Here is a 21,545-nt window from a genome sequence, read left to right on the forward strand (position 1 = left end):
CTGGACTCCTGCCTTCGCAGGAGCACCCCATTAAACCCGCTCCGTCTTACCTCGGAAATCAATCTTCGTTCGTCCTGATGGAAGTCGGCGGACTTTGCGCAGCGCTTCTGTGTCTCGACTTCGCTCGACAAGAACGGATGTGGCGTGGAAAGGCCAAGTCGCGAACCGGCGCCTACCGTTCCAGCCCCTTGGCCTTCCCCCAGGCCCGCGCCGCCGTATAGCCCAGATACCCAGTGCCAAAGAGCGCGTAGAGAGGCTCCGGTATGCCCGCCAGATAAGCGTTCATGCCCCGCGCGATCGCCTCGGCCATGTCCGGCCGCGCGCCCGCGATCAGGCCCATAGGTATCGCCCAGAGCAGAAGCGCGTACATGACATAGAGGAAGGCGGGCCGGGCGCGGCTGGTCCATGGGTCGGCGGATTGCGCCTCCGCCATGATCGCGGACAATTGCGTGCGGATGGCCTCCATCTCCTGGCTGCCCTCCAGTTTCAGCAGTTCTAGCTTCGCGCGGTCGCGCGCTTCGGGATCGGGTATGATCTTGTCGATCAGCTTGGCGACGGGACCGATAATGCCTTCGAGAAGGGACATGTGCTTGCCTTTCGGGAAAGGGGGGATGTTAACCGATACGGTTGGCAAGCCATCCGTAGAGAAAGGCTTCATTGGCCGGGCGGCGTTCGGCCAGATCGATATAGCGTTCGCCCTGCAGCGCCTCCATCGCCTTTAGAAGCACCGTCTCTCCGCGCGGCCCGCGCAGCTTCAGGAAAGCGGTCAGCGCCGCCAGCGTCCGCGCGCCCACCTTCTGGTCTATGGAGAGATCGGCATAATCCCGGCCGTTGCGGTTAAGCGCATTGAGCGTGCGTTGAAGAAATCCCGCCGCGACGCCCGGCCCCATATTGACGCCTGTATCGAAAAGCTCGGCGGCGACAAAGGGCGCGATTTCCGCGACAAAGGCGAAGGCCGGACGATCCCAATACAGCGCGCGATAGATGCGGGCGGCGGTCGAGCGAGGAAGGTCGCGCATGTCGCCGCCATAGCCCTCTGCGCGGGCGACGGCCTGCGTAATGCCAAACTTTGTGGGACCGCCGCGGTCGGCGGGATGCTCGCAATAACCGCCCTCGCGAGCGATCACCTCGTCGATCAGATGGTCGATATTCATGCATGCCTCCCAGCATTGGAAGGTCAATGAATTATCCCATATGGTTATATGTAGGACAGATGTTTATCGGGTGACGCTGGTCAGAGCGCCGCAAAGTTGCGCAAGCGGGGAAGGGCGCTGCGGGAAAGGACGATTTGTTGCAATATTTTCGGCGGTGTTCCGATCCGTGGAAAGAAATCAGAGTCGCCGGAGGCGGGCAATTATCGGCCCCCTCCCGAATGAGGGAGAGATTTGCTCCGCAACCGCATTTGGAAAATTGGTCGGCCTTCGTGCGATCCTATAGAACTTTGTGCGAAGCTCCTAGTGCTGAACTCGCTGTCAGATTTGAGGAAATCCGGCGGGATGAGTGGGGATGGTTGCGGGCAGCATAGACGCTGTGATGGCCAGATGACCGCCTCCAAGAAGCGGCTGATTTCGGTGCATTCCGCTGAAACGAGCGGCGGCCGCCGAGCCGCTCGTTTCTCGAATGTCAGTCCGGTATGCCCATGCTATGCGATGTCGATGACGGACGCAGGGAACTCCTTTTCAGAACGCTTCAACTACAACGCGCCAGACGCGGAGATCACAATCCGCGAGGATGCGCCTGACGTTCTCCGCGTCGGCCTCACGCAGCTCGCCTATGCCGCGGACTTTGGCGGCAAGGCATTGCGCGAACTCGTCTGCGCCGTGCTACTGAAGCGGCCGGACTACGCGCATAACTGGGGCCCGGAGAATGTCGCGCGCGAGGTCGACGACCTCATGAGCGAGGCGCCTTGGTTCAAGGTCTATGACATCGCCGAGCGGCTCCACACGGAGATCGGCAAGCACGATTATACGGGAACCCGGCAAGACGACTTTACGCGCCGGCTCAACCAGCTCTTCCGCGAAAACGGTATTGGCTGGCAGATCGAGGACGGCAAGATCATGGCGCGCGGGTCAGAAGCCTTCGCCCTCTCAACGCGCGATGCCGTCGAGACGATGCGCGCCGCAGGGACGCCGACCGCCGCCAACGAAGTCCATGAGGCGCTGCGCGACATCTCGCGGCGGCCCCACGCCGACACCACTGGCGCGATCCAGCACGCGATGGCGGCCCTGGAGTGCGTCGCGCGCGAGGTTTCCGGCAGCTCGGACACGCTTGGTCCCATCATCAATCGGCTGCCCTTGCCGCCGCCACTCGACGCCGCGCTACATAAGCTCTGGGGCTTCACCTCGCAGGAGGGCCGGCACCTCCAGGAAGGCCGCGATCCGCAGTTCGCCGAGGCCGAGCTGGTCGTAACGGTGGCGTCGGCCATCAGCGTGTATTTGCTCCGGCATCGGGCGCGGTCGCAACAGGGCTGATTTCGCCGGCTTGGCTCTCCGTGCCCAGGTTCACTTCGCCGGCGGCTCGACATCGGGTGGATTCATATATTGCCGAAAACTCTCCAAATCCTCGTCGCTGGGGTTGGGTGCCTCGGGGATGAAGCGGATCGTCTCGGCGAGGTCGCGACGCGTGACAAAGCCGATGATCGCGCCGCCATTGCTCATCTCATACTCCATTGAGCCGCAATGCCGGTTTATCAACGCCAGGCCCGGCGCAAAGGCGATGGGCTTCTTGTTGCCCTTCTTGCTCACCTCATGCTTCGCGATCGCCACCCTGATGAATTCCAGTTGGGTGAAGCCCATTTCGGTCCGACGCAGGTCGATGCGCATCTGCTCGACCAATTCCGGTCGCTCTTCCGCATCGCGGAGCTGTTTGGCGCGTAGCTCGCGATCATAGTGCCGGTAGCCGAGATCGCGTTCGAGGTTGGTGGCCTTGAGATTGAAGCCGGCGTTCTCGGCCAGCTTGATCACTTCCTCGCAGCGCTGGCGCCAGGTCCGCAGCAACTCATAGGCGGTGAAGATCCACATCGGCGAGAGCGACTGGATCAGCGCGATCTTCCCGCGCGGCGGATCATCATCGAGCTGGTGGGCCATCACCTCCTGCTCGATGCCGTTCAGCATATTGTCGACTAGGCAGAGCTGGCTGGCTTGCATGACCAGCATCGGGTTCTCGGAAGACCCGGCCAACGTCATCAGCGATAGGTAAAGGTCCGCCCGGCCTATTTCGGCGACGTCGCGGTAGCGCGGCGCGTCGGGATCGGCGTATCCATCGCTATCTTCGTCCGACATACCTCAGTCCTCTCGATAGGGTGGATCGGCTACCGCCATCGGCAACCGGTCGGCGAGGCCCCAGAAGCATGTGGCCGCGCGGATGTAGCGAATCAGGTCGCGTCTTCGCATCCTGAGATGCTCGCTGACCACCGCCTCGCCTGGCAGGAGATCGAGATAATCCGGCGCGTCCGTCTCCCAAAGCTCCGGCGCCGCGGCCCGGAGGGCCTCGCAGGAGCGGCCGTCACCATGCCGCACGACATTGGCGACCAGGAACATCTGGCTGAGGTCCGACCCCAACCGATCCCGCTGCAGGTCAATCCCCGCCTGATCCGCGCAGGCGGTCAGGAGCGCTTCAAAGCCGCGAATCCGCGAGAAGTGGCCCCGGCCTTCGGTCTGGCGGGCGCGCGCCCACACGCTCAACTGGCGCTCGAACATGGCCGCCAGCGTCAAGACATAGGCCTTCGCCGCCTCGTTCGCGGTGTAGTTGTCGACCTGGGCCGCGGCACGGTCGAGAAACGCGTCCAGCGTCGCCGCCTCGCCGCGCTCGAGCCGGGGATGGACGGCCAGCGCGTCAAGCCCGGGTAGAATGATGCGGTCGAACAGACGGGCGAGATTGGCCTGAAAGACGCGCGGCAACTGATCTGTATTCGAGCTCAATCGTCCTTCTCCTCAAGCGCCATGCCATCGCCTCGCCGCTGCCGCTGAAATACTGTAGGGCGTTCAAGAGCGGAACAAGTTGAACGGGGGGCGCATGAGCAAGTCGAAAAGCGATGCGCATCGCAAGACGTCGAAGAAGCCGTATAACGAGCGCACTGATCTCGAAAAGCTCCAATCCCAATGGACCAAGCTTTCCGGACTTCACACCCGCGACGAACCTTCGGCCGCGATCGTGCGCTGCGCCACCGCGGCCGAAATCGCCGCGAATTACGCGGTGCGGACCGAATGGTCGCAAAAGACACAGTTCGACGCCGCGACCGTCGACCAGTTCCTCCGTTGGGCCAACGGCCTGCCGTTGAAGGTCGAGCGCCTGTTCGTGCCGGTCTATTTCGCAACGCCCAAGACGAGCCCGACCGCCAAGGCCCTCATCAAATCGGCCGCGACGATCAACGCGGTCCGCAACGCCGTCGTCCACCAGGGCTCGTTCAGCAACACTAAGGAGGCCGAGGCGATCATCGCGGAGGCCAAGGCGTTCATCAACATGATCGTCGGCCTGTCGATCGACGGCTTCGACATTGATGACAAGACGCGTTCGGCCGAGGCGCCGGCGTCCCGCGAGGCGGCGGCGGAATGAGCGAAGGCCACCCCAAGAGGCATCACTATGTCCCGCAATTCTACCTGCGGCGCTTTGCGTGCCCGGACGATCCGAACAAGGTCCGCATCCTCGAACGGCACGGGGATATTCTCGCCACCGATCGCAAGTCCATCGACCGTATCGGCTACGAGGAGTCGATGCACGATTTCGTCGCGGAGGGCGTAGCCGGCTCGATCGAAGGTCCGATCAATCGGGTGATCGAGACGCCCTTCTCCAACAGCCCGACCTGGCAGAAGATCACCGACGGCGCCTGCGCGCGCCTCGACGAGACGGACAAGATCCCGATTTACGGCTTTGCCCGCCACCTCCAGCGGCGCAATCTCGAGACACTGCGCTTCATCGAGGCGGAATCCTCGCGCTTCAAGGCCGGCGCGCTCGACGCTGATCTGAGCGAAGAGGAGCGCGAGATGCACGAATGGATCGCCGCAGCCGCCGACAACGCACATGCCCTCTTTCGCGATGGCGCGATGGACACGACCATCCCGGAGGATGCGGCCGCCATCAACGTGATGGTCTGCCAGTCACCGATCCCCCTGCGCACCTCGACCAGCCCGACGCTGCTGATTTTGGTGCCCGAACAGCAGGCCGCTTTCGGCGCCTTCTTCAACAATCTGAGGACCTGGTGGCTGACGCTCGATCGCCATTGCGGCGCTTTCATCGTCGCCGGTGGGCCGCCCGGGTTCACCAACTCGGCCATGCCCGCGGACGCAGCCCGGATGGTCAACCGGCAATTTCTGGTTCAGCACGGCAACAGCCTGACGGTCCGCTACATGATTGCCGACGATGCCCATCTCGACGGCGATCTCGAATGGGCCGGATTCAGTTTCGACCAACTTACCACGCATGGAGCTCGCTGGCGGAAAACCGACGAAAACTCCTAGGTTCACGTAGGCGGCCAGTTGTGGGTTTCGCCCTGACAGGACTGACACCAGGCATAGAGCGCATCGTAGATGACAAGACTGTGGCTCAGCATCTCGTGATCGTCGGAGTAGCGGGCTGACAGCCCGAGCGAGATGGCGAACAGGCCGGCCGACTGCGGGGCGAGGTCAAGCCGGGACGTATCGGCCCCGCGCACGATGACCGCAAGTTGCCGTAGCGCAGGATTATCGAGCGCATATTTGGCGAGAAATGCATCGAAACTGCATAGCTCGCCGACGTGGCTGAACTCGACGTCCGGGATATCGTAGGGTGTCGCTCCCTCCTTGGCCGCGACAGAAAGAACCTCCTTGGCAGGAACATAGAGAAACTCTGCCTCGGCATCGATGCAGCGCAAAATCAGCCAAGGACATGCGATCCGGTCGATCTTGGGGCGTTCACGTGTGACCCATTTCATGGCGGGCTAACCCTTCGCACTCACGATCGCACGGTAGCGGCTATCGATGACTTCCCAGTCGAGGTTGCGCATGATTGCATCGACATATTTCGCGACAGCGGCACCGTAGTCCATGTGGAATGCGTGCTCATACATATCGAGCACAAGCAGCGGGGTGCCGGTTGCAGGGCCGTTGGTATGATCCCAACACCAGTAATTGTGCAACGACGCCGTGTGGTGGTTCCAGGCCAGGATGCACCAGCCCGAACCACCTGCCAGCGCCATCGCGGTGCGGCGGAACTCCGCCTCCCATGCCTCGAGCGAACCGTGCGACGCGGCCAGTGCCTGGCGGATGCTCCCCGCGGCCTGCCCGTTGCCGCCCAGCGCGTCGAAATAGAGTTCATGAAGCACCACCGATCCGGTGCGATGAAGCTCCTCACGCTTGAGGCCGCCATAAGCGACCGCCGGGAAGTCATTGTCGGCCATGGCGATGGCGAGCCGTCCCTCGATCATGTTGAGCGCGCGGATCGAGCCCTGATAGTTATTCTCCCAATGGGAGCGGATCAGCCGCTCGGACAGACCGTCGAGTTTGGCTGGATCGAAACGCAGCGCCTTGGGCTGGTGCTGGCCGGCGAATGCGGGCGAAGGGGCTGGGGGTGTCATGGTCTGGGCCTCACTGGCTGCTGCTGTATTGGCGATGGCAAGACCGGCCGCTCCAGCGGCAAGACTTCCCATCGCCGTGCGGCGTGAAACTTCACTCATCGGGCATTTCCTTTCAGGCGATTCGGCCAAGCAGCAGTCCGCCAATGGCGGTGATGCCAAGCACTTTGATGACATTCCATTTGAACCGAAAGAGGAGGACGGCGGACAAGGCCGCAAGCAGGCCTGCCCGCCAGTCGAGGCTCGTCCAGTCCGGAACGTAGAGCCGAAAGGGGCCGGTCTCGACTTCGCTGACGCGGGCGAACAGGACATGGATGAAGAACCAGACCGTGAGGTTGGCGATAACCCCGACGACGGCGGCGGTTAGTGCCGCGAGACCGCCCTTTAGGCGCTTTGCGTTCTCCATCCGCTCGATCCAGGGGGCGAAGGTGAAAATCCACAGAAAGCAGGGAGCGAACGTCACCCAGGTGGTCAGTGCCGCGCCGAGCAGGCCCGCGACCAGCGGAGTGAACGGTTCCGGGGCGCGGAAAGCGGCAAGGTAGCCGACGAACTGCGTCACCATGATGAGCGGTCCTGGGGTGGTCTCGGCAAGCCCGAGGCCGTCGGCCATTTCACCCGGCGAGAGCCAGCCGTAACTCTGCACGGCTTGCTGCGCCATGTAGGCAAGGACCGCATAGGCTCCGCCGAAGGTGACGACAGCGAGTTGGGAGAAAAAGCTGCCGATCTCCCACAGCACATGGCCGCGCCCAAGCGTTACAAGGACCACAGCCATCGGCGCCGCCCAGATGGCGCCCCAGATCGCGATCGTCCGCATGGTCAGGCCCCACGGGCGAGGCCCGGAAACCGGTGTTGCGCCGCCAAGCTTGATTCCCAGCCAATCGGGTCTAGACGCGGCGACCAGCATACCGATCCCTCCCGCTCCAAGGACGACCAACGGAAAAGGCAGGTCGAGGAAGAAGAGGGCGGCGAAGGCGACTACTGCCAGCGCCTTCTTGAAGCCGGTATTGAGCGATCGTCCTGCTATGCGCAGAAGCGCCTGCACGACGATCGCCAGGACAGCGGCCTTGATTCCGAGGAACAGAGCCGCAAACCAGTCAAGGTTCGCAGCGAATGCATAGAGCATCGACAGGGCCAGCATCACCAGCGCGCCGGGAACGACGAATAGCAGCCCGGCGGCGAGCCCACCGCGTAGTCCGTGCAGTTTCCAGCCGATCCAGGTGGCAAGCTGCTGTGCCTCAGGGCCGGGAAGCAGGTGGCAGAAGTTCAGGGCATGGAGATATTGGTCCTCGCTGACCCATTGGCGCTCATCCACCAGTTCGCGGTGCATGAGCGCGATCTGGCCGGCAGGCCCCCCGAAGCTCAGGAACCCGATGCGCGTGAACACGCGGAGCAACTCGCCGAAATCAGGCCGGTTGGTCGAAACAGTCGATCCGGAAAATTCAGTCACTCGTCCCCATGCCTTTCCATCCGCGCGAGCGCGGACAAACAAGGCAACGCTTGGGCGGTGACGCCTGACCGGGAGGTTGCATTGCCCCGGCGCTGCCAGATTAGACGGCCGTCCCTGAAATCGCAACGCCTGCCGAAGCAGTTCGGTGCACATTCTCGAAAATGGGAACGCAGATCGCCACGGCGCGAAGGGGAGGTGGCACTGGGTGGTGTTTCCAAGGAGGCATCATGCCTGCACCCCCCTGCTTACATCGCAATATCGATCTCGAAGCCCAGGCATCCGATCTGGTCAAACGCCTCGGCGGCTTGTGGTCGCCAAACGGCGCGATGTGCCACTGTCCCGCGCATGACGATCATACGCCCAGCCTCTCAGTTCGCGTGGGCGAGAAGGCATTGCTCTTCAAATGTTTTGCGGGCTGCGAGACGATCGACGTGATCCGCGCGATCCATCGGCTTGATCACAACACCGCTCTGAGCGGTCCGTCAGAAGCACGTTCGCTCAACGCTACGCTCAGCCCCGCATGGTTGCGGCAACGGGCAGTAGATCTTTGGGACGACGCGCGCTCGCTGGTTGGAACACCTGCCGAACACTACTTGCAGCGACGCGCCATTGCTCTATTGCCTCCGACCTTGCGCTATCATTCGCGCGCACCTCTGGGCCGAGGCAAACTAGCTGTGTTCCGGCCAGCAATGATCGCGGCGCTGCATGAACGACAGCACCTTGTCGCGCTCCAGCGGACATTCCTGGATCCGCATCAACCGCGCCGCGCGCGCGACCTCGCCAACCCCCGGCGAATGCTGGGGCGTCCCGGTCAAGGCGCGGTCATGCTCGCGCCGGCAACCGAGACGTTGGGCCTTGCCGAAGGCATCGAAACCGCCCTCTCGGCGATCCTCCTGCTCGACATCCCGGTCTGGGCGACGCTCGGCAACGAACGCCTCGCCCATATTGCCATTCCCGACACCGTCTCCCGCCTGATCCTGCTTCCCGACGACGACCGCGGCGGGCGGATCGGCGCCGCCAAGGCCATGGACGCCTATGCGATGCCGGGCCGGACGATCGATGTGCTCTGGCCGCCCCGGGGCTTCAACGACTGGAACGACGTCCTGCGTGGGGAAGGAAAGGGGGTGGGGGACTGGATGCGGCAAGCGGCCTGAATGGTCGGGCCTCGTCCGCGCGGAGAATATCCATGTCCCAGCCTATCATCCTTGTACCGGCCGGCAAGCTCGCCAAGTCGCCGAGCAATGTACGCAAGACCAGCGACGCCGAGGCCGATGCCCAGCTCGAAGCAAGCATCGTCGCGCACGGCGTGCTCCAGAATCTCATCGGGCTGCCGGTCGCGCGCAAGAAGGGGCAGTATCGCATCACCGCCGGCGGTCGCCGCCTCGATGCCGTCCATCGCGCGATCGAGAAGGGCGAACTGCCCGCCGACTACGAGCTGCCGGTCAAGGTCCTCGCCGACGCCAACGATGCGGTTGAGATCAGCCTGTCGGAGAATTTTTTCAAATTGGCGATGAATCCGGCTGATGCCTGCCGGGCATTCCAGGACATCATCGACACCGAGAACAAGACGCCCGCCGACATCGCCAAGCGGTTCGGGCTCACCGAGCGCTTCGTGCTCGGTCGCCTGCGGCTCGCCAATCTCGCCGAACCGGTGTTCGAGGCGCTGCGCGAAGGCGCGATCACGCTCGACATAGCCATGGCCTATGCCAGCACATCCGACACCGCGCGCCAGGCTTCGGTGTTCGAGCAGCTCGGTCAGGGCTACTATCGCGCGAACGTCGGCGAGATCCGTCGCCAGCTCGCTTCCGGAGGTTATCGCGGCAGCGACCCGAAGGCACTGTTGGTCGGGCGTGACGCCTATGTCGCCGCCGGCGGCCGGATCGATGCCGATCTGTTCTCCGACGATGCCAGTGAGATGTGGATCGACGGCGACATTCTCGATCACCTCGCCGAGGAACAGCTCGCCGCCGCCGCCGAAGCGATCCGCGAGCGCGAGGGCTATGCCCAGATCCGCACGGTTGTTGCGTCCCACATCCCCTACACCGAGACCTATGGCCTGCGGCAGGTGCAGGGCGATCTTCCGCCGCTGACCGACGAAGAGGAAGCGCGCTGCGAGGCGATCCAGGACGAGCTCGAAGCGATCGAAGAGACCGGCGAGGGCTACACCGAAGACGACGAAGCCCGGGTCCAGGCGCTCGAGGCCGAATACGATGCGATCCAGTCGCGCACGCCCGTGCTTACCGACGAACAGAAGGCCTCCGCGCTTGCCTATCTCGTGATCGGCCGTGACGGCCAGCCCCGCATCCACGAGCAGCTCTATGTCGCACCGGTCGAGACGCCTGACGACAATGATGAAGACGGCGATGGTGAGGATGGCGACAATGGGTTCGACCAGACCGACGAGACCGATGGTCCGGCCAAGCCCGTCGTCAGTCAGCGTCTGGCCGACGAACTGGCGATGATGAAGACCGAGCTCCTCGCGGTCCATGTCGCCAGCGATCCGCGTTTTGCGCTCGATGTCGGGACCTTCATCATGGCGGACGCGGCGACCCGGCATTATGGCAGCATGGATCTCGCCAGTGACCTCCGCGCCCGTTCGCCCAGTCCGCGTGTCGCCAATTTCGAGAGCGGCACGCTGGCGGCGGAGGAATGGGCCAAGCTCGACGGCGGGCTCGACCGCAGCTGGATCGACCACGACGATGTGCGAGACCGTTACGATGCGTTCTGTGCGCTGTCCGACGAAGCGCGCGCCGCCTGGCTGGGCTGGGCGGTCGCAAGAACCTTCGATGCCGTGCCTGCCGGCAAGACGGGCAGCGCCTTCATCGATCATCTGGGCGACAAGCTTGCGATCGATGTTGCGGTCTGGTGGCGGCCGAGCGCGAAGAACTACTTCGACCGGATCACCAAGCCCGCGATTCTCGACCTGTTCGAGACGGTCGGCGGCGTCGAACTGCGGCACCGCTACGGCGCGTCGAAGAAGCACGATCTCGCCGCGTCGGCGGAGAAGCTCTTCGCGGGCGACATCCTCGTCGAGGCCGAGACCAAGGAACGGGCGCTGAGCTGGCTGCCCGATGCCATGCGGTTCGTACCGCTCGATGACGCCGCGAGCCCGATGATCGAGCCGGACGGCGAGGCGGCGGACGAGTCCGACATCGTCGTCGATCTTGATGCCGATCCGGTGGCCGAACCTTTGGATGATAACGGCACAGGATCGCTCGCCGCCGCAGCCTGACCGACAAGCCAATCCTCCCGACGGGGCCGCGGCGCGCCTGCCGTGGCCCCGTTTCCTTGTGCTCGCCCAACGGGGAGCAAGGGGGAGGGCGATTGGCGACGGGGCGGAAGGCCGCCCGATTTCGCGAGGATCACCTGCTATGAACATGCCGCTTCTCAAACTCGCCGAGCCGCTCTTCGACGCTGGCGCCACCAAGGCCGAAAAGCTGTTTTCGGTGGCCACGATCGTCGCGGAGGCGCTCGTCCGTTCCAACACCATTACCCGCCAGTTTCTCACTCGGCTGATGACGGAGACATTCGGCGCGTCCGATGCCAATGGGGCCTGGTCGTTGCGCGACGCCTATGACGCGCTGGAGACGGCGCAGGTGTTGCTGCTCGGCCGCGCCGACTGGCAGGGCGAGCATCCACAGACCACCTTCGCGGGGCTGGTCGCCTTCCAGAATAGCCTACCGACCCAGACCTACCGCTCCGAACGGCAGGTCGATCTCCAGCAGTTCAGCACGCCGCTGGCGCTCGCCTGGCTTGCTGCGCGGGCCGCCATGATCGCAGCATCTGATAGCATCCTTGAACCCTCGGCCGGGACCGGGATGCTGGCAGCCCATGCCGCGAGGGCGGGAGCGCGCCTGCTGCTCAACGAACGCGACAATCAGCGTGCCGCGCTGCTCGCACTCGCACTGCGTCATGACGTCACCACTCATGACGCCGAGTTCATCCACGACAAGCTGGCAACTGGCGTCGCCCCGAGCGTGGTCCTGATCAACCCGCCCTTCAGCCGCAGCGAGGGGCGGGGCCGGGATCGTCATGCCGGTGCGCGCCATCTGCGCTCGGCGCTGCTCCGGCTCGCCCATGGCGGCCGCTGCGTCGCGATCATGTCGCCGGGCTTCGCCTCCGACGGCAGTGCGGCGACCGGATACACGGCGGTTGCCGAGGTGGTGCCGCCGCGCGCCGAAATCACCATCCTCGGCAATCCCTACGCCAAGCACGGCACCAGCATTGCGGTGCGGCTGATCGTCTACGACAAGGGCTGGGCGGGCCAGACGGCGCGCCATACGGTCGACAGCATCGAGGCGGCATTGCCGATTGTGCTCGGCCTGCCGGATCGCCTCGATCCCTCACAATCGCCGCCGCCCGCGCCTGCTATGGCGCAGCCGCATGTGCGGCTTGCTCCCAAGCCCTCGCCATCGGCACTGTTCGCGGGTCTGGCAGGTTCGCGCCTGGTTACGCCCAAGCGCGAACCGCGCGTCGACGATGTGCCGTGTCCGCTCGACTATAGCGTCCGCGACATGCCGCTGCCCGCAGGCGATCCCGTCGGCATCTATGTCCCCTGGCGGCTTTCACGTATCGAAATTTCCGGCGCCAAGCCCCATCCCGACCAACTGGTTGAATCGGTCGCGATGGCCTCGGTCTTGCCGCCGGCGCCGAGCTATCACCCCTTGTTGCAGCAGCGCGCAATTGCGGCCCTATCCGATGCCCAGCTCGAAACAGTGATCCATGCTGGCGAGGCCTTCGAGCGCGATCTTCCCGGAACCTTCCTCCCCAACGATGCTGGCGACCAACTGGGTGAGACGCCGGGCGGTCATGTCTACCGCACCGGCTATTTCATCGGCGACGGCACCGGCGTCGGCAAGGGGCGCGAGGTCGCCGCCTGCATCCTCGACCAGTGGAACCGGGGCCGCCGCAAGGCGGTGTGGATCTCGGTCGCCTCTGGCCTCGTCGAGGACGCGCGGCGCGACTGGGCGGCACTCGGCGGCCTTCCCATCGACATCCAACCGCTCGACGCTTTCCCGCTGGGCAGCCCCATCAGCATGGACAGCGGCATCCTGTTCCTGACCTATGCGACGCTGCGCTCGTCTCGGCACGACGAGGCCTCGCGGCTCCAGCAGATCCGCGCCTGGCTGGGTGAGGATTTCGATGGCATGCTGGTGTTCGACGAGGCCCATGCGCTCGCCAACGCCGCCGGCACCGAGACCGAATTCGGCGCAGCCAGGGGTTCCGAACAGGGCCTGGCAGGCGTGCGTCTGCAACATGCCCTGCCACGAGCGCGGGTGCTCTATGTCTCGGCGACGGGCGCCACCGATCCTGCCAACCTCTGTTATGCCGCGCGCCTGGGGCTATGGGGACCGGGCACGGCGTTCCGCGACCGCGCGGCGTTCATGGCGGCGATGGACAATGGCGGTATCGCCGCGATGGAAATCGTCGCCCGCGATCTCAAGGCCATGGGACTTTACACCGCCCGGGCCCTGAGCTTCGCCGGCGTTGAATATGAGGCGCTCGAACATCGGCTGACCCCGGACCAGATCACCATCTATGACACCTATAGCGATGCGTGGAGCATTATACACGGGCGGCTCGAGGAGGCGCTGAAAGCGGCGAACATCGTCGATCGCATGTCGGGCGAGACGCTCAACGCGCAGGCGAAAGGATCGGCGCTGTCTCGGTTCGAGAGCTCGAAACAGCGCTTCTATTCAGGCGTCCTTCTATCGATGAAGATGCCGAGCCTGATCCGCGCGATCGAAGCGGAACTGGCGGCGGGCCACGCGGCAGTCGTGCAACTGGTCAGTACTGGCGAAGCGGTCCTCGGTCGCAGGCTTGCCGCTCTTTCCCCTCAGGAGCGGGCGCAACTGCTCGTGGACACCTCGCCTCTCGACGGACTCATCGATTACCTCAAGAACGCCTTTCCCACGCGGCAGATGCGTGCCTTTCGGGCGAGCGACGGGACGATGCGCTCGGAAATGATGATGGGCGATGACGGTAAGCCGGTTCATTGCCAGGAGGCGCTCGCCGCGCGCGATGCCCTCGTCGAACAGCTCTGCGGCATGCCGCCGATCCCCGCCGCGCTCGACGCGCTGATTGCGCATTTCGGCAGCGATGCGGTCGCCGAAGTCACCGGGCGGACCAAGCGCCTCGTGCTCGATCCACGCGGCAACCAGAAGCTCGAATCCCGCAGCGTGGGTGCCCGCAAGGCCGACAGCGACGATTTCATGGCGGGGCGCAAGACGATTCTCGCCTTCTCCGATGCGGGCGGGACCGGGCGTTCCTACCATGCGGATCTGAACTGCGGCAGCGCCGACCGCCGTCGCATCCACTTCCTGCTCGAACCGGGCTGGAAGGCGGCAACCGCGATCCAGGGGCTGGGCCGCACCCATCGTACCAATCAGGCGAGCCCGCCAGTGTTCCGCCCGGTCACCACCGACTGCAAGGGAGAGCGCCGCTTCATCAGCACCATCGCGCGGCGGCTCGACAGCCTCGGCGCCCTGACCCGCGGTCAACGCCAGACTGGCGGGCAAAACCTGTTTGACCCCGCCGACAATCTGGAAAGCGACTATGCCCGCGAGGCGCTGACGCAGTGGTATCACCTGCTCCACGCCGGCAAGCTATCCAGCACGAACCTCGATTATTTCCAGGCGATGACAGGGCTAAAGCTGGTCGAGGATCAGGGCGGCGGCCTGCTCGAGCGGCTGCCGCCAATCCAGCGCTGGCTCAATCGTATCCTGGCGCTTCGGATCGCGACGCAAAATGCGATCTTCGAGGAATATATCGGCCTGATCCAGGCCCGCGTCGATGCCGCGCGCGAGGCGGGCACGCTCGATCTCGGCGTCGAGACCATCCGGGCCGAGCGGATCGTGCCGCTGTCCGACCAGGTCTTGCGCACCGATCCCCTGACAGGCGCCGAGACCCGGCTGCTTCGCCTCGAACTGCATATGCGCCCCTGGACGACCTCGTGGAACCGGTTGGTGCATATCTGGGAGGGCACCGACGACATCGCCTTCCTGCGCAATGGCCGTTCGGGCCGGGTGGCACTGCGTGTGCCGTCCTGGTCGGTCACCGATGATGAGGGCAAGCCGGTGCCGATGTGCCAGCTCGTCCGTCCGACCGGCACCGACCGCATGTCGATGGGCACGCTCTGGACCAGCCATTGGAAGCCGATCGAGCGCGAGGATTTTCGCAAAGCTTGGGAAACCGAAGTGGCCGAAGCTTCCGCGAGGCTCGACGTCGAAACGATCAGCGTGGCGACCGGCCTGCTGCTGCCCGTGTGGCACAAACTCCCCGCTGACGATGTGCGGGTCTGGCGGATCGGCGATGCGTCGGGGGAGGCTCTGCTCGGCCGTATCGTCATGCCCGCCGCCGTCGAAAACCTCGAAGCCGAGTTCGGGCTCGCCGCTTCTGTCCGCTTGACCCCGTCCGAACTGATCGTGGCGGCGCGTAACGACGAGGGCGTGTCCGTGCCGGGCCTGGAGGGCGTGCGCCTGGTGTCGGTCTTCGTTAACAACAGTCGCCGCCTTGAACTGCGCGGGCAGAACCCGCTGGACCGCGAATGGCTGAAGGCGCGGGGCTGCTTTACCGAGGTCATCGCCTATTCGACGCGAACGTTTGTGCCGATGGACCGGGCTGAAATTGTTCTCGCGGCCATATCGTCAGCTTTGGTGGAGGGGCGAGCGTGAGGCTTGCGGAACCCGCTGCCGCTGATACGTCGCTGTCCAGCTCAAATCGCTTGCCTTCCTCCGGGCCACTTGGCAATAATTGCGAGCCATTCGCAATAGTGGATGAGTCGCCCGGAGAGCGCCCGATGACCACTCTATCAGCGCCCATTGAACATGGCGCGATCTCCGTTCTGGGTCTCATTCTGTCCTCCGCCCGGCGCTGGCGCGAGGCCCGCGATACGGGGCTCGCAGTCCAGCCTCACTTGTTCAGCGAGCTCGCGTTCGAAGGTTTCGACATCATGGCGCCGGTGCTCGATAGCCTGATGCACCTCTATGAGGTCGTCTTGCGCCGCCCAATGCGCGTGGGCCGCGGCGGGGGCGCTTCCCAGGACGAGGATCTGCTGCTCGATCTCCTCACAGGCACGAAGCAGAGCCGGGACTCCTTCGGGAACACCGGTGCCATGGGCCGCACGTTCGAGACGGCACTGCTGTCTACCCGGATCATGCTGCGCAAGGCCTTTCCGATTCCGGCCGCCTACTGAGCGGTGTGGCGGCATGGCAATCAAGCTCAGCGTCTGTCGAACGTCGAAGCTTTCTCGTACATTTCCTGCCAGGCCGCTGCGGCGCGCAAACAGCGTTCCCGTACCTGGGGCAGGGAGGTTTCCTCGGCTTCTGCCAGGCATTCCTTGAGGCGCTGCAGATAGAATTCGCTGTTGCGCGGCGTGAGCCGAGGAGAACTGGATGAAAGCATGGCAATGACCTGTGGGGCGTTCTCTGGAGGTGCGACGGCGGGGCTTGGGACAGGTCAGGACTTACCCGATTTGGTGCCCCGTATCACCGCCGGTCGGATGCTTTGCGACCGTGATCGGCCAAGTCTGCGGTAGAATAGGCGAAAGCTGTCCTCTTCGTAGCCGATGGCCTCGTAGAAGCGTGCAGCGGCGTCGTTCTCGCTCCGCACCATCAGCTGGATCTTGGGCGCACCGAACTGCCCGAGCCATTCCTCGCAATGCAGGATCAGCTTGCGCCCGATGCCCCAGCGCCGGAAATCCTTGTCGACCCCGAGGTAGTAGATCCACCCGCGATGGCCATCCCATCCGGTCATGGCGGTTCCGATCAGATGCCCGGCCGCGAAAGCTCCGATGATGGTCGAACACGGTCCACCGAGCGCACGCTCGGCATCCGCGACCGGATCGTTCCATGGCCGGGTTAGCTCGCACGCCTCCCAAAGCTTCACAGCCTCACCGATGTCGGACGAGACAAGCGGACGAAATTCGATCACGTATCCGCCTCACTCTGCGTCATGTCGGGCCGTTCTTTGCGGAACCCGTGCATGCCGAACCACCACTGTAGGGCGATGATCGCGCCTGGAGCAACCCGATCATCAGGATCATCGCCAACGGCAGAATGATCATCATCAGTGCGGGCACGGACAGTTGCGCATCCCGAAGCAAAGCGATGATCAGCGGCGCCATCAAATGGCCGGTCAGGAAGATCGAGACATAGGCAGGAAAATCGTCCGCCTGGTGATGCATCCAGTCCTGTCCGCAATGCGGGCAGGACTGGATGGGTTTGAGGAAGCGGAGAAACAGTTTCGCTTCGTTGCACCGCGGGCATCGACCGCACAGGCCGCGCAACATGGCCTTCCAACCTGAGGCGGGGAGCACAGGGCTCCCCGTCAGGTCGCCAGCCTCATGCGCGGGTATCGGATCGGGACTGACCGGTATCCGGTCGAAGGGCGTCACCATGAAATCAGGCATCGAGCATGCCGGGCGGGGCTGCGGCCCGGATGGCATCATCGACATGCGCGGCAAACTGCATGAAATTGCGCCGGAAGCGGTCGGCGAGGGAACGCGCGGTCAGGTCATATGCATCGCGGTCGACCCAGGTGGAGCGAGGATCGAGTATCCCCCTGTCGACGCCGTTCACCGCGACGGGGACTTCAAAGCCGAAATTCGGATCGGTGCGGAAGTCGGATTTCTTGAGCGTTCCGGACAAGGCGGCGTTCAGCAATGCCCGCGTCACCTTGATCGGCATGCGTGAGCCCGTGCCATACTGACCGCCAGTCCAGCCAGTATTGACCAGCCAGCAATCGACTCCGCCGCTCGCGATGCGCTCACGCAGCAGATTGCCGTAGACGCTGGGGTGACGCGGCATGAAGGGTGCGCCGAAGCAGGTCGAGAAGGTCGCCTCGGGCTCGGTCACGCCAATCTCCGTACCGGCCACGCGCGCCGTGTAGCCCGATAGGAAGTGATACATCGCCTGTTCGGGTGTGAGCCTGGCGATCGGGGGTAGCACGCCGAAGGCGTCGGCTGTCAGCATGATGATGTTCTTGGGGACCGGCCCCATGTTTTCGCCCGAAGCGTTGGGGATGAAGTGGATCGGATAGGCGCCGCGGCTATTCTCGGCGAGCGAGGCGTCGTCGAGATCGAGCGCGCGGGTTTCCGGATCCATCACGACATTTTCGAGTATTGTCCCGAAGCGCTGCGTGGTGGCATGGATTTCCGGCTCGGCCTCGGCCGAGAGTCGGATCATCTTGGCATAACAACCGCCTTCGAAATTGAAGACGGCGGTATCCGACCAGCCATGTTCGTCGTCACCGATCAGCGTGCGCGAGGCATCGGCCGAGAGCGTGGTCTTGCCGGTTCCCGAAAGCCCGAAGAAGATCGCGGTATCGCCGTCAGGGCCTATGTTGGCCGAGCAGTGCATCGGCATGACGCCTTTTTCGGGCAGGACGTAATTGAGAACCGAAAAAACGGCCTTCTTCATCTCGCCGGCATAGCCGGTGCCGCCGATCAGGATCAGGCGCTGCGTGAAATCGACTGCGACGACCGTCTCCGAACGGCAGCCGTGACGCTCGGGATCGGCGCGGAAGCTTGGCAGGTCGATGATCATATAGTCAGCGCCGAAGGCCGCCAGCTCGTCGGTGCTGGGACGAACGAGCATGGTGCGCACGAAAGCGGAGTGCCAGGCGAGTTCGGTGACCACCCGCACCCCGACGCGATATTCCGCCTGCGAGCCGCCAAACAGATCCTGCACGAACACCGTGTCGAGCGAGGCGAGATGCTTGAAGAAATCCTCGCGCAGGTTGGCGAAGGCTTCGCCGCTCATCGGTTTGTTGGTCGCGCCCCACCAGACCGCCGTTTCGGTCTCGGCGTCCCTGACGATGAACTTGTCCTGGGCGGAGCGGCCCGTGTGCTTGCCTGTCTCGACTACCAGAGCGCCATGCTCGGACATGCGGCCTTCACTGCGGCGCAGTGCTATTTCGACGAGTTGGGGCGTGTTGAGGTTGCGATGCAGGGCACCGCCCGATTTGACAGCGATTTCGGGAAAGCTCGGGGTGAGCATCATGGCATTGTCCTCTCAACGTCGGAATTTGAATTGAAACAGATCAGCTTTCACGATCGTCCGGGGACGACCCGAACCTGAGCGAAAGCTTGCGGCGGTGCGGCTTCTCGGGTGCGAGCATGGGCGCCGGGGATGGAGCCGTCTCGTCTCGGCGTTTTCGGCGCGGCCGATATCGCTGCCGCTCGTTCGTGTTGCGATCGTCATCGCTCATCGCCTGAACCTCTGGTCGAAGCGACGATCTGCCGGTCGCCTTCCGCCAGGGCGTTGGCAATTTCAGAAACCAGGATCGAAGCTTCAATCGGGGTAAGTGCGGCTTCGTAAAGCGAACCATCGGCCTCGTGGAGTGTCAGCACGACCCGGAAGTTCTGCAGAGCCTGCGAAATCGGGCTCAATTGGGCCGTCACCCTGCTGACGGGCAAGCGCGAATGCGCTTCGCCGACAGCGGGATCGCTCCCCACAGTACCTGATTCAGCGGATGGCATAAGTCATATATACAAATAGCCTTCTGATTTGATAAGACTGCTATTTGATGTATTAAACATCATGGAGTTCGCATGATCACTTCGCAGCAGATGCGGGCCGCGCGTGCCCTTCTTGGGCTGGACCAGCGCCAGCTGGCCGAACTGGCGGGGCTGTCGCTGCCCACGATCCAGCGGATGGAATCCTCCGATGGGCAGGTGCGCGGCGTGGTCGACACGCTGGTCAAGGTGATCACCGCGTTCGAGAGCGCTGGCATCGAACTGCTTGGCGAAAATGCGCCGAGCACCGGCGTGGGACGCGGCGTGCGGCTGCGTGAAACTGCCAGCAGCCGATCGCGCAAACCTGTGCCGTCGATGCTCTACGACAAGGCTCCCATCGAGCAGGCAGCCTCCGAGGACGCCGAGCGGTGACGACGACGTCCTATACGCCCAAGCTCATCACGGCACTGCGCGAAGGCTATTCGGCGACGACGTTCCGCGCCGACGCCATTGCCGGACTGACTGTCGCCATCGTTGCCCTGCCGCTCGCCATGGCGCTTGGCATTGCGAGCGGCGCATCGCCCGACAAGGGGCTGGTGACCGCCGTTGTCGCCGGTTTCCTGATCTCGGCGCTTGGCGGATCGCGGGTGCAAGTGGGCGGGCCCACGGGCGCCTTCGTCGTCGTCGTCTTCAACGTCATTGCCCAGCATGGCTATGACGGGTTGCTGATCGCAACATTGCTTGCCGGTGCAATCCTGATCGTGGCCGGGGCCGCCCGCCTCGGGCAGATGATCAAATATATCCCGCATCCGGTGGTCACCGGCTTTACCGCCGGGATCGCGGTGATCATCGCCTCGAGCCAGGTGAAGGACTTTCTCGGGCTGGCGATCAATTCGGTGCCTGCGGATTTCCTCCCCAAATGGCAGGCCTATTTCGGCGCCATTTCGACCATCCAGGGGACGACGGGTGCTGTCGGGACGGGGGCGCTAGCTATCATTGTCGGGCTTCGCCGTTACGCGCCGAAATTGCCTGGTTTCCTCATCGCGGTCGTCTTGAGTTCCGTCGTCGTGGCGCTCTTGAAGCTGCCGGTCGATACGATCGGCTCGCGCTTCCCGCATCTGCCCGCCGGACTGCCGATGCCGTCGCTTCCAGCATTTTCCCTCGCCAAGGTGAATGAGGTTCTGCCCTCGGCCTTCACCATAGCCTTTCTCGCAGGGATCGAGGCGCTGCTCTCGGCGGTCGTGGCCGATGGCATGGCGGGAACACGTCACCGGTCCAATCAGGAACTGATCGGGCAAGGCATCGCCAATGTCGCATCCGCGCTGTTCGGCGGCCTGCCCGCGACCGGCGCCATTGCTCGCACTGCGACCAATATCCGGTCCGGCGCGCGGACACCGATCGCGGGCATGATGCATGCCGCTTTCCTGTTGATCTTCGTTTTCTTCGCCACCGATCTCATGGCCTTTGTGCCGATGGCGGCGCTCGCCGCGATCCTGTTTATGGTCGCCTGGGGCATGAGCGAGTATGAACGCTTCCTTGCCCTGTTGCGCATGCCGGGAAGCGATCGGGCCGTATTGCTGTTGACCTTCGGCCTGACGGTGTTGGTCGATTTGACGGTTGCGATCGGGGTTGGGGTCACGCTTGCCTCCTTGTTGTTCATGGCGCGCATGGCCGAGGCGGTGGAGGTCGATGCCGGCGTGACGAATGATCCCGAGCTTGATGCCGAGGACATGCACCAGCGCGATGCCTTGCCGCCCGGCGTCGAGGTCTTCCGAATCAACGGGCCGTTCTTCTTCGGTGTGGCCGGAGAACTGCTCGACACGCTGCGCCGCGTCGGCGAGCCGCCCAAGGCGATCATTCTGCGCATGCGTCTCGTACCGCTACTCGATACCAGCGGGGTGCAGGCGCTCGAAAAGTTCGTAGAGCAGGCCCGCATCGCGGGCGCTCGGGTTATCCTGTCGGGTATCAGGCCGCAGCCGTTCAGCATGCTCAAGCGTGCGCGCCTTGGCCGATCTTCGGGCAAGCTTACTTATGCGCCGAACTACGCCAAAGCGATTGCCGCCGCGGCAAAGGTCGTTGGAGAAGCCTGACATGGC

Annotated in this window: 21 protein-coding genes; 9 read left to right on the forward strand and 12 right to left on the reverse strand. The window is 63.9% G+C overall.

The window, feature by feature from the left end; all coding sequences use genetic code 11:
• Positions 1-172 precede the first annotated feature (172 nt).
• Both KFK14_RS09215 and KFK14_RS09220 read right to left on the reverse strand, forming a co-directional pair.
• Complete coding sequence (locus KFK14_RS09215) at positions 173-586, reverse strand: holin family protein (protein WP_212610674.1); 414 nt, start codon at positions 584-586, stop codon at positions 173-175.
• A 28-nt stretch (positions 587-614) separates the two neighbouring features.
• Positions 615-1,154 (reverse strand): glycoside hydrolase family 108 protein, encoded by a 540-nt coding sequence (locus tag KFK14_RS09220; protein WP_212610675.1) that lies wholly within the window; start codon positions 1,152-1,154, stop codon positions 615-617.
• Between the two features lie 387 nt (positions 1,155-1,541).
• Between KFK14_RS09220 and KFK14_RS09225 the strand changes: the two genes are divergently transcribed.
• Complete coding sequence (locus KFK14_RS09225) at positions 1,542-2,471, forward strand: AbiJ-NTD4 domain-containing protein (protein ID WP_066765429.1); 930 nt, start codon at positions 1,542-1,544, stop codon at positions 2,469-2,471.
• Positions 2,472-2,501: 30 nt separating this feature from the next.
• On the opposite strand, the gene KFK14_RS09230 is transcribed toward KFK14_RS09225, so the two are convergent.
• Together KFK14_RS09230 and KFK14_RS09235 are read right to left on the reverse strand one after the other, a co-directional pair.
• Positions 2,502-3,185: a hypothetical protein gene (locus tag KFK14_RS09230; protein WP_246524979.1), complete on the reverse strand. Its 684-nt coding sequence runs from the start codon at positions 3,183-3,185 to the stop codon at positions 2,502-2,504.
• Positions 3,186-3,284: 99 nt separating this feature from the next.
• Entirely contained in the window at positions 3,285-3,920 is a 636-nt protein-coding gene (locus tag KFK14_RS09235; RefSeq protein WP_066765433.1) for a hypothetical protein, read from the reverse strand.
• Between the two features lie 94 nt (positions 3,921-4,014).
• Between KFK14_RS09235 and KFK14_RS09240 the strand changes: the two genes are divergently transcribed.
• Positions 4,015-4,554 carry a hypothetical protein gene (locus tag KFK14_RS09240; protein WP_066765435.1) on the forward strand — a complete coding sequence of 180 codons (540 nt, stop codon included), beginning with the start codon at positions 4,015-4,017 and terminating at the stop codon, positions 4,552-4,554.
• Positions 4,551-5,456, forward strand: a complete 906-nt coding sequence (locus KFK14_RS09245; protein ID WP_066765436.1) for a DUF4238 domain-containing protein — start codon at positions 4,551-4,553, stop codon at positions 5,454-5,456. Before KFK14_RS09240 ends, KFK14_RS09245 begins: the two co-directional genes overlap by 4 nt.
• Positions 5,457-5,458: 2 nt before the next feature.
• Here the strand turns inward: KFK14_RS09245 and KFK14_RS09250 are convergent, their stop codons facing one another.
• From KFK14_RS09250 to chrA, 3 genes are read right to left on the reverse strand one after another with little or no spacing between them, the layout of a single operon-like run.
• Complete coding sequence (locus tag KFK14_RS09250) at positions 5,459-5,908, reverse strand: chromate resistance protein ChrB domain-containing protein (RefSeq protein WP_066765438.1); 450 nt, start codon at positions 5,906-5,908, stop codon at positions 5,459-5,461.
• A gap of 6 nt (positions 5,909-5,914) precedes the next feature.
• Positions 5,915-6,649, reverse strand: a complete 735-nt coding sequence (locus tag KFK14_RS09255; RefSeq protein ID WP_082733459.1) for a superoxide dismutase — start codon at positions 6,647-6,649, stop codon at positions 5,915-5,917.
• A gap of 13 nt (positions 6,650-6,662) precedes the next feature.
• Positions 6,663-7,994 (reverse strand): chromate efflux transporter, encoded by a 1,332-nt coding sequence (gene chrA, locus KFK14_RS09260; RefSeq protein ID WP_156448030.1) that lies wholly within the window; start codon positions 7,992-7,994, stop codon positions 6,663-6,665.
• A gap of 227 nt (positions 7,995-8,221) precedes the next feature.
• Between chrA and KFK14_RS09265 the strand changes: the two genes are divergently transcribed.
• The 4 genes from KFK14_RS09265 to KFK14_RS09280 all read left to right on the forward strand — a co-directional run bounded on the left by KFK14_RS09265 (position 8,222) and on the right by KFK14_RS09280 (position 16,188).
• The gene (locus KFK14_RS09265; protein ID WP_066765442.1) at positions 8,222-9,148 is read left to right on the forward strand and encodes a DUF7146 domain-containing protein; all 927 of its coding nucleotides are present in this window, start codon (positions 8,222-8,224) and stop codon (positions 9,146-9,148) included.
• 32 nt (positions 9,149-9,180) lie between these two features.
• Positions 9,181-11,226: a ParB/RepB/Spo0J family partition protein gene (locus KFK14_RS09270; protein WP_212610676.1), complete on the forward strand. Its 2,046-nt coding sequence runs from the start codon at positions 9,181-9,183 to the stop codon at positions 11,224-11,226.
• Between the two features lie 139 nt (positions 11,227-11,365).
• Positions 11,366-15,667, forward strand: a complete 4,302-nt coding sequence (locus tag KFK14_RS09275; protein WP_066765444.1) for a strawberry notch family protein — start codon at positions 11,366-11,368, stop codon at positions 15,665-15,667.
• Positions 15,668-15,792: 125 nt separating this feature from the next.
• Positions 15,793-16,188: a hypothetical protein gene (locus tag KFK14_RS09280; protein WP_066765447.1), complete on the forward strand. Its 396-nt coding sequence runs from the start codon at positions 15,793-15,795 to the stop codon at positions 16,186-16,188.
• Between the two features lie 26 nt (positions 16,189-16,214).
• On the opposite strand, the gene KFK14_RS09285 is transcribed toward KFK14_RS09280, so the two are convergent.
• The 5 genes from KFK14_RS09285 to KFK14_RS09305 all read right to left on the reverse strand — a co-directional run bounded on the left by KFK14_RS09285 (position 16,215) and on the right by KFK14_RS09305 (position 19,383).
• Positions 16,215-16,397, reverse strand: coding sequence for a hypothetical protein (locus KFK14_RS09285; RefSeq protein ID WP_066765449.1), 183 nt, complete (start codon positions 16,395-16,397; stop codon positions 16,215-16,217).
• Between the two features lie 54 nt (positions 16,398-16,451).
• Positions 16,452-16,925, reverse strand: coding sequence for a GNAT family acetyltransferase (locus KFK14_RS09290; RefSeq protein WP_082733461.1), 474 nt, complete (start codon positions 16,923-16,925; stop codon positions 16,452-16,454).
• Between the two features lie 19 nt (positions 16,926-16,944).
• A complete protein-coding gene (locus tag KFK14_RS09295) occupies positions 16,945-17,403 on the reverse strand; it encodes a DUF983 domain-containing protein (RefSeq protein ID WP_331711435.1) in 459 nt (152 codons plus the stop codon).
• Complete coding sequence (locus KFK14_RS09300) at positions 17,396-18,994, reverse strand: phosphoenolpyruvate carboxykinase (protein WP_066765451.1); 1,599 nt, start codon at positions 18,992-18,994, stop codon at positions 17,396-17,398. The genes KFK14_RS09295 and KFK14_RS09300 overlap by 8 nt, the downstream gene beginning before the upstream one ends.
• Before the next feature lie 197 nt (positions 18,995-19,191).
• Positions 19,192-19,383 carry a hypothetical protein gene (locus tag KFK14_RS09305; RefSeq protein ID WP_164975554.1) on the reverse strand — a complete coding sequence of 64 codons (192 nt, stop codon included), beginning with the start codon at positions 19,381-19,383 and terminating at the stop codon, positions 19,192-19,194.
• Positions 19,384-19,545: 162 nt separating this feature from the next.
• Here KFK14_RS09305 and KFK14_RS09310 point away from each other — a divergent pair, with 162 nt between their 5' ends.
• Both KFK14_RS09310 and KFK14_RS09315 read left to right on the forward strand, forming a co-directional pair.
• Positions 19,546-19,881, forward strand: coding sequence for a helix-turn-helix domain-containing protein (locus KFK14_RS09310; protein WP_066765455.1), 336 nt, complete (start codon positions 19,546-19,548; stop codon positions 19,879-19,881).
• Positions 19,878-21,539 (forward strand): SulP family inorganic anion transporter, encoded by a 1,662-nt coding sequence (locus KFK14_RS09315; protein WP_066765457.1) that lies wholly within the window; start codon positions 19,878-19,880, stop codon positions 21,537-21,539. The genes KFK14_RS09310 and KFK14_RS09315 overlap by 4 nt, the downstream gene beginning before the upstream one ends.
• Positions 21,540-21,545: the final 6 nt, after the last annotated feature.

The organism is Sphingobium phenoxybenzoativorans (assembly GCF_018286635.1).
Lineage (GTDB): Bacteria > Pseudomonadota > Alphaproteobacteria > Sphingomonadales > Sphingomonadaceae > Sphingobium > Sphingobium phenoxybenzoativorans.